A 7536-nucleotide genomic window follows, 5' to 3' on the forward strand; every position below is an offset into this window, starting at 1 on the left:
ATAAAGGCCAGCATATTGGTGATCACCTTGATAATCGACGCCGACCCAAGCGGACCCATGTGGAACACCTGATTACCCATCGCCTGTAGCGCAGGCAGATGGGTCTCGAACATATCCTTGTCGCCACCGGCCAGCATGGTGATGTTGCCCTGCGCGGCCAGATGCACACCGCCCGTGACAGGTAGCTCCATCATCCGCACATCATGCGCCGCCGCTTTGCCTGCAAAGGCCAGCACCTCGTCGCGACCCAAGGTAGACATTTCGATCCAATGCGCGCCCTCTTTCATCTCGGGAAGCATCTGTGCGGCGACCGCTTCAGAGACAGCGGGGGATGGCAGACAGGTGATCACGTGATCAACCGAACCTGCAAGTTCGGCGGGGCTGTCGGCCCATTTGGCACCCAATGCGATAACGGGTTCAGCGGCGGCACGATTGATGTCTGTGACAGTCACATCCATGCCCCCGCGCAGCAAACAGGCCGCGCAATTTGCCCCAAGATTGCCTTGGCCGATATATCCGTAGTGCATGGGTGCCCCTTATTTGAAGTAGATATTATAGTCAGCGCGGATCGCTGCATCGACCGTGGGGTCGATCTGGATTTGCGCTTTGCTGAGGATGTCATTTTTGCGGGCAATCGCCTGATCCAGCAACATGGGACGGTTGGCTTCGTTCCATTCCTTCGGGCTCATCCGGTTGCCTAAGGTCGGGTAGATATATTCCGTCTGCATCAAGGCAAGCGTTTGATCGGAGCCAAGGTAATGCCCCGGACCGCCCAAACAGACGGCCTTCATCGCCTCGATGGACGTGCTGTCTTCGGTCACGTCAATGCCGCGGACGGTGCGCAGAACCTGCCCCAGCACATCATCGCCAAGTACGAGGGATTCCAGACAGAACCCCAGCAATGAGGCATGCATGCCCACGGCCTCATAGACCATGTTCAGACCCGAAAGACCCGCCAGCACGTTTGTAATACCTGTTTCCCATCCGGCCTGCATATCGGGGAGTTTCGAATCCGATATGCCCGCCGCCGCACCCCCGGGGATGTCATAGAACCGGTGCATCTGTGCGCAGCCTGCCGTCAGAAGGGCCTGCTCCGCCGAACCACCCGACATCGCACCCGTCCGCAGGTCAGAGACGAAAGGCCATGTGCCAAAGATCGCCGGATGACCCGGCGCCATCGCGTTTACGTAGACGACGCCGGCCAGACATTCAGCAACCGCCTGAACAATCGCAAGGGCAATTGGCGCGGGTGCGGTGGCACCCGCTTGCCCCGCAGAAAGCAAGAGCACCGGCATGCCCGCGCGAATGCAGGCCTCCATGGACCGACAGCTTTCTTCGGCGAATTTCATCGGCGGGACGACAAAACAGTTCGAGTTCGAAACAAAGGGGCGCGCACGCCATGCTTCTTCTCCGCCTGCGATCCGGTGCAGGAGTTCGATTGACGGCGCGACATGGCTTGGATCATCAAAAGATGTGCCGACATGTTTGGTCGTGCCTGAACAGCAGGCATAGATCGTGTTCAGATCCATTTCGAGATTGTCAGAGATATCCCGCGCCACCATCGCGCGCTGGAAGAAATGCACATTATCCAACGCGTGGGTAATCTTGGCCGCATCGTGCAGGTCTTGTGCAGTGCTGTCTCGGTAGGTGTTGGTCGCAAGGTCCACCACATGCACCGCTGCACCCGCCGTGCCAAAGTGGACGTTGGTGCCCGTCAGATGCAAATCATACTGCGGGTCACGGCCATGTAATGTGATATTCCGCGCAGCTTTGGCCAACATATCCTCGACCAAGGCGCGCGGAAAACGGATGCGCCCGTCATCACCAAGGATTGCGCCCGCTTTCGTCAAAATCTCGACACCGGAGGGCGGGGCCTGTGACAGACCAATCTGCTCCAAAGCGTCAAGCGCCGCATGGTGGATACGCAGAACATCTGCATCGGTCAGAGGTTTATATTGTCCCCCGGGAAGGCCTGCGCGGACAGGGCGCATATTCTCGGCCAAAGGGGCGCTACGCAAGGCGACGCGCGCTGCACGCCCCCCGCTGCGGGCTTTTCTTTTCTCTATGTCCAACATGCTCACGCCTCCCTGGAACTGGATCGAGTATTCTCCCAGTTCGCAAATCGCGCAATCTGCCCATCCGGTTATTATTGATCGGATTTACCGATTAGGACATGATGTGAATGATGCAGATAGAATTGATCGATACATTCCTGGATCTTTGCGAGACAAAGAGTTTCAACCGTACCGCAGAGCGTTTGGGTGTGACGCAGTCAACCGTTTCAGGGCGCGTGCGTTCGCTTGAGGCATCTGTGGGGGTGAAACTGTTTCAGCGCTCTCGCTCAGGCACGGCCTTGACGACCCAAGGCCTGCGATTTGAACCGCACGCCCGCAGTCTCCGCCACGATTGGGTGACGGCCAAAAATGCCGCGCAAGATACGGCGCTTGCCGGTATCACGATGCGGATCGGGCTTCAGCACGATCTGGTTGGAATCGAAATCAAGAGGCTAATTGGACATCTTCGCGAGATCCTGCCCCAGACCGCCTTTTTGCTAGAGGCGGATTATTCCAGTCAAATGTGTTCTGATTTGATTATTGGTAGGCAAGATATAGCTATTTTATATTCCCCCCAGATTCAGCCCGACCTGTACTTCGAGACACTCGGAGAAGTGCGTTATGTCATGGTCTCGACCCAAGGTGATACTTTGGCAGGCGTCGGCAAGGAAAACTACATTCTGGCAAATTACTCGGCAACCTTTGCAAATGCGCATGCCGCACTTTTGCCGGACCTGACGCATGTCTCGCTGTCGATCGGCCAGAATGCCGCGATGGTTGATCTTTTGACGTCACTGTCGGGATCAGCCTATGTGCTGGAACATTCGGCCAAAGCGTTGATTGCATCGGGCATCTGCCAGAGAGTTGTTGATGCGCCAAGCATAGATCAATCGGTATTTGTCGGTGTAAACGTGCGCAACAGGCACCGTGCGACGTACCGGAAATTGATCAGGGCGCTGCACGAACAGTATCCATCGCAGCATGCAAATGGTCGGACGCGCTCCGAGAGGTCCGCCAAGGGCGAAGTGAGCGCCATATCGCCCGCCAAGCGTTGAGAACGGACATTCTGACGGGAAAATTAATAGCGGCCAAGAGCAATTACCCTCGGCCGCAACAGTGTTCCTGTTTCAAAATGGTGCCTTAAAGACCGAGAAGGCGCCACAGCTCTGCCAAGGCCGCGTCGGAAAGCTCGCGCCCACCTGTCAGAACTGACAGACTGTCATCCGCAGCGTCCTGCGCATCTAATGCATCAAGCCTTGCCATTTCATAGGCAGTTGCGGCCGCTGTCACGGCCTCCTCATATCCGCCTTCCGAGAATGCGGTTTCTCTTTCTTCTTCCGACAGTTCAATCAGGGCCTGATACGCGTCAAATTTTTCATCTTGGATCGCAACAACTGCCGCAAAATCCTCTTGCGCCATTCTATAAACATTGAGCTTGCCGGGCATGCTGTTGGGCGACGCATTGGCAAGCGCATTGGGGTTGGCATGTGCGGCATTCAGGCTGCCAAGTTCACGTGCAAGGTGGCCCCGTCCATTGTTGCCGGAAGCGGGCCGTTCGCTGGCGCCATTGCCTCTTTCGTTTTGATTGCCGCGCGCTTCGCTGGAGCGGCCATTGCCTTGCCCATTCCCTCCACGCTCCGCAAAGGCTGGGGTAGCTGATATTGTAAAAACCGTAGCACTCGTCATGCACAACATGGCTGCAATGCAAAGAACCTTCGTCTTCAAGTGTGTCTTGCGCATCATTTGCTTTTCCTTCCTGCATGATTCACCTCAGTTGGTAAGCGAAGGAAAATGAACGACCGCTGAATGGATCGTTTGTCTGGGTTCATGTGATCCCGCCAGGATCACGGGAAACCGCATATCTGCGCCCGTTCAGCTGCGATGGGGTCAAAATCAATAGGCGCATTTTTCGTGCAACGCCGGCACGCAAGCAGGTTTCAGGAACCCGGCAACATGAACCGCACGTGAACACGTGGTTTTGAAAAGGTTCATAGCGGCCATGTAAAATTTTACGCTGTACGCGTTATTTGTTGACCGATTCCAATTCACTGCAGTGATGAAAGTTAAAGACATGTCTGAGACAAATTTCTTGATTTTGCGCGGCCGTATGACTGAAGACCTCCACGAAAACGACAAGATCGTGTCTGAGACAGTACCGAACGCCCGAAAGTTGCCTTTCCCTAGTGTTGAAAGTGTCATACGAGATCTAGATGATCGCACGAATGCCCGTATGGTGTGTGTGCGCGGTTAATTTTGGATACTGAACGAAAGCCTTTGCTGGATATTCCCATCACCCTGAGATCAGCGATATTCGCGTCGATGCTTGCATTGGTGCCATTTGGCGCTGCCGCTGATGTGTCGGAACTATCGCAGGGTCAATTGCGCCAGCTGGTCCAGCAGGAACAAATACTGCGCGCCGAAACAATCGCATCAACGGCGGTTTCGGAATTTGGCGGTGTCGTTATCGATATTCGCGGCTTTCTTTCCAACGGCCGCATGACCTATCGTTTGCTTTTGCAGCGTGATGACGGGTCAGTCATTGAACTGCTCTACAACGGTGTTCAGGGGGAGCGTATTTCTCATACAAGCGAGATGGGTCAGGCCGTTGCAGCCGAGGCAAAGTCAACGAGCGGCGGATCGAATCTGCCAGCTAACGCAAATGCAAACGCACAGGCCAATGCGAACGCAAACGCGGGTAATCGCGGGAATTCAGGCGACCGGGGCAATTCCGGTGACCGCGGGAATTCTGGCGGCGGCGGTGGAAATTCGGGTGATCGTGGCAATGGTCGCAACAGATAACCTATTTATCTGGAGTCCAATTTTTGCCACTATCGAAACCTAAGGATTTCCCATGCGCATTTTAGTTGCAGAAGACGATATCGAGCTGTCCGGGCAGATCAAACATGCTCTTTCGAGCGAAGGGCATGCAATTGATTTGGCGTCGGATGGTGAGGAAGCCAAGTTTCTGGGTGAGACAGAACCCTATGACCTGATCGTTCTTGATCTTGGGCTGCCGATCCAAGATGGCATTACCATCCTCAAAGCGTGGCGCGATGACGGCAGCAACATTCCAATTCTCATTCTCACAGCACGTGATGGCTGGGCAGACCGCGTCGACGGGCTTGACGCTGGTGCTGATGACTATCTGACCAAACCATTCCACATACCCGAATTTATCGCCCGCACGCGCGCGCTCTTGCGCAGAAATTCCGTTCAGCGAAATCCCGTATTCCAGAAAAACGGAGTCAGGTTTGACAGCAGAAGCGGCAGGGTAAGCCTGGATGGCATGCCCATCACGCTTACAGCCCCTGAAGCAGCAGTTCTGTCCTACCTGTTTCACAACGCAAACCGCCCCGTCTCAATGACCGAACTGTCAGAGCATATTTACGAATACGGCGATGACCGCGATTCCAACACAATCGCTGTTTTTGTGACCCGCCTTCGCAAGAAGCTGGGGAATGACCTTATTGAAACAGAACGTGGTCGCGGGTATTCGATCCAGCTGGTCGCGTGAGATCACTTCGCCAACGGGCTGTCGCCGGCGGCGCGATTTGGGCAACCGTTGTTGTGCTGGCCGGCACCAACGCTGTTGGGAACTACCTCGAAGATCTCACTTTATCGCGCTTTGATGAACAGCTTGCGGCACGGCACACGCAAGCTGTCGTTGCGCTGGCCAACACTGGCGGTGCAAGCGAAGCGATGCGCGATCAGCTCAACGACCCAGTTTATCAGCGGCCATTCTCGGGAAACTACTGGCAAGCCACCAATGAGGATGGTGGCATCGTGGTATCCCGCTCGCTTGCGGACTCCTTGCTACCTGTCGGCACATCACCTGCGACCAATCCGGTTATCACAGGTATCGAAGGGCCAGCGGGGCAGAACTTGCGTGCCTTGTCACGCCAGATGACCCTTGATGATGGCGCGGTTTGGTTGGTCACTGTCGCCTCGTCCACCGAAGCACTGGAGGCAGATCAGGCGGGTCTGCGTCAGCGTTTGAACGTATCGTTTGCGCTGGTCGGCCTTCTGGCCGTTGCGGGCGCTTTTTTGCTTGTGATATTTACGCTCAGACCTCTGTCTCAGTTGCGCAAGGATGTCATCGCACGCAAGGATCATGAGGGTCAATTGCCGGTCGAGAGCTATCCGCAGGAGGTACAAGCGCTCGTCAACGACATCAACATGCTTCTGGATCGCAACAGAGAGATCGTCAGCCGGTCTCGACGACAGACGGTGGATCTGGCGCACGCGCTGAAAACGCCCTCGGCGGTCTTGCGCAACGAGCTTTTTGAAATGCAGCAAGCAGGCCTGCAGGTGCAAAAGGGCATCCATGCACTCGACCGACTGGATGCGCAACTTAAACGGTCATTTGCCCGCATGAAGGCGACGCAAGATAGTGCACTTGAAGGGTCATCAACTGATCTGAATGTCAGTCTGGCAAGGCTGGGGCGCGCCTTTACAGCACTCGCAAAACGCACGGGGCGTGAGGTGATCATCAATGTTCCTCCTGATCTTCATGCGAAAATCAACCAGATCGACTTTGAAGAGATCATCGGAAATTTGCTCGATAATGCGCTGAAATGGTCAGTGAATGTGATCCAGCTAACCGCTGACGCCACACCAGACCTGGTTCGTATCATCGTCGAGGACGATGGCCCAGGCATGGCTGAAGGCGGTGGGGATCTGGCATTTGTCAGTGGGCAAAGACTTGATGAATCAAAACCCGGAACGGGTCTTGGCTTGGCCATCGCATCCGATTTGGTGATTGCTTATCAGGGAGCCATAGAAGTCCAACGATCCGTACAGCTTGACGGTGCAAGACTTGTGGTCACATTGCGCAGGGATGCAGGGTCGGATTGAGTTTGTTACCTTCCGCAAATTGGTCGTCCCGTTTACAGGCTTCATCAACCTAATGCAAAGCACCGCGTGTGTGCCATGCCAGTGACATGAATGAACACAAACGACCCATTCAAGAGCCATTCACGTACAAGGATTTATACTTTCTTCATTATTGTTTCGAAAGTGGGCCCGCTCGAACGCCACTCACGGGATCTGCATATGTTGCCGATCAGAGCGCCACCCATGATTTCGAGAGAGTGCCGTGATAAAGGAGCTTTGCGACTTGACGTCGCGATCACAGCCCTAGTGGGCCCGGCCGGATGCCGAGGCCATTATAGATATCATTACTGAGATTTGGTTGCGGGAGTAGGATTTGAACCTACGACCTTCAGGTTATGAGCCTGACGAGCTACCGGGCTGCTCCATCCCGCGCTACCGTGTTGCAGTTCCTGATCAGGTGAGCCTGACGCGGCGTTTGTGTTTGTCAAACTCTTTTAGAGAGTTTGGACACACGCGGTCTGCATGAACCCGCGCTTGTTGCGCACCTCTGATTGTGTTGAGGTGCATCGTTTGAGAGATATTGTGCTTCTTATTAGGTTTGGCAATGACTTACTCTCCCACGCCTTAAGACGCAGTACCATCAGCGCTG

General features: G+C 54.9%; 7 protein-coding genes and 1 tRNA gene. 4 read left to right on the plus strand and 4 right to left on the minus strand.

The annotated features are described in order from the left end of the window. Positions 1-527, minus strand: a 527-nt coding sequence (locus VGP75_RS00695) for an NAD(P)-dependent oxidoreductase (RefSeq protein WP_327541814.1), incomplete at its 3' end; no start/stop codon positions are given. Positions 528-536: 9 nt separating this feature from the next. Then, positions 537-2075, minus strand: a complete 1539-nt coding sequence (locus VGP75_RS00700) for a trimethylamine methyltransferase family protein (protein WP_327541815.1) — start codon at positions 2073-2075, stop codon at positions 537-539. 107 nt (positions 2076-2182) lie between these two features. Here VGP75_RS00700 and VGP75_RS00705 point away from each other — a divergent pair, with 107 nt between their 5' ends. Beyond that, positions 2183-3109 carry a LysR family transcriptional regulator gene (locus VGP75_RS00705; RefSeq protein WP_327541816.1) on the plus strand — a complete coding sequence of 309 codons (927 nt, stop codon included), beginning with the start codon at positions 2183-2185 and terminating at the stop codon, positions 3107-3109. An 85-nt stretch (positions 3110-3194) separates the two neighbouring features. Here VGP75_RS00705 and VGP75_RS00710 read toward each other — a convergent pair whose 3' ends face one another. Then, positions 3195-3797, minus strand: a complete 603-nt coding sequence (locus VGP75_RS00710; protein WP_327541817.1) for a hypothetical protein — start codon at positions 3795-3797, stop codon at positions 3195-3197. A 531-nt stretch (positions 3798-4328) separates the two neighbouring features. Here VGP75_RS00710 and VGP75_RS00715 point away from each other — a divergent pair. Genes VGP75_RS00715 through VGP75_RS00725 form a run of 3 tightly spaced genes read left to right on the plus strand, consistent with a single transcriptional unit; the run spans position 4329 to position 6908 of the window. Continuing rightward, the gene (locus VGP75_RS00715; protein ID WP_327541818.1) at positions 4329-4853 is read left to right on the plus strand and encodes a PepSY domain-containing protein; all 525 of its coding nucleotides are present in this window, start codon (positions 4329-4331) and stop codon (positions 4851-4853) included. A 52-nt stretch (positions 4854-4905) separates the two neighbouring features. Next, entirely contained in the window at positions 4906-5568 is a 663-nt protein-coding gene (locus VGP75_RS00720; RefSeq protein ID WP_327541819.1) for a response regulator transcription factor, read from the plus strand. Beyond that, a complete protein-coding gene (locus tag VGP75_RS00725; RefSeq protein WP_327541820.1) occupies positions 5565-6908 on the plus strand; it encodes an ATP-binding protein in 1344 nt (447 codons plus the stop codon). The genes VGP75_RS00720 and VGP75_RS00725 overlap by 4 nt, the downstream gene beginning before the upstream one ends. 334 nt (positions 6909-7242) lie before the next feature. Here the strand turns inward: VGP75_RS00725 and VGP75_RS00730 are convergent. Further along, positions 7243-7319: transfer RNA gene (locus VGP75_RS00730), tRNA-Met, on the minus strand. Between the last annotated feature and the right edge of the window lie 217 nt (positions 7320-7536).

Source organism: Yoonia sp., from assembly GCF_036007805.1.
GTDB lineage: Bacteria > Pseudomonadota > Alphaproteobacteria > Rhodobacterales > Rhodobacteraceae > Yoonia.

Excerpts from the sequence above, each read along its gene's own strand:
- VGP75_RS00700 (WP_327541815.1), bottom strand. The coding sequence starts at position 2,075 with ATGTTGGACATAGAGAAAAGAAAAGCCCGCAGCGGGGGGCGTGCAGCG.
- VGP75_RS00705 (WP_327541816.1), top strand. The coding sequence starts at position 2,183 with ATGATGCAGATAGAATTGATCGATACATTCCTGGATCTTTGCGAGACA.
- VGP75_RS00710 (WP_327541817.1), bottom strand. The coding sequence starts at position 3,797 with ATGATGCGCAAGACACACTTGAAGACGAAGGTTCTTTGCATTGCAGCC.
- VGP75_RS00720 (WP_327541819.1), top strand. The coding sequence starts at position 4,906 with ATGCGCATTTTAGTTGCAGAAGACGATATCGAGCTGTCCGGGCAGATC.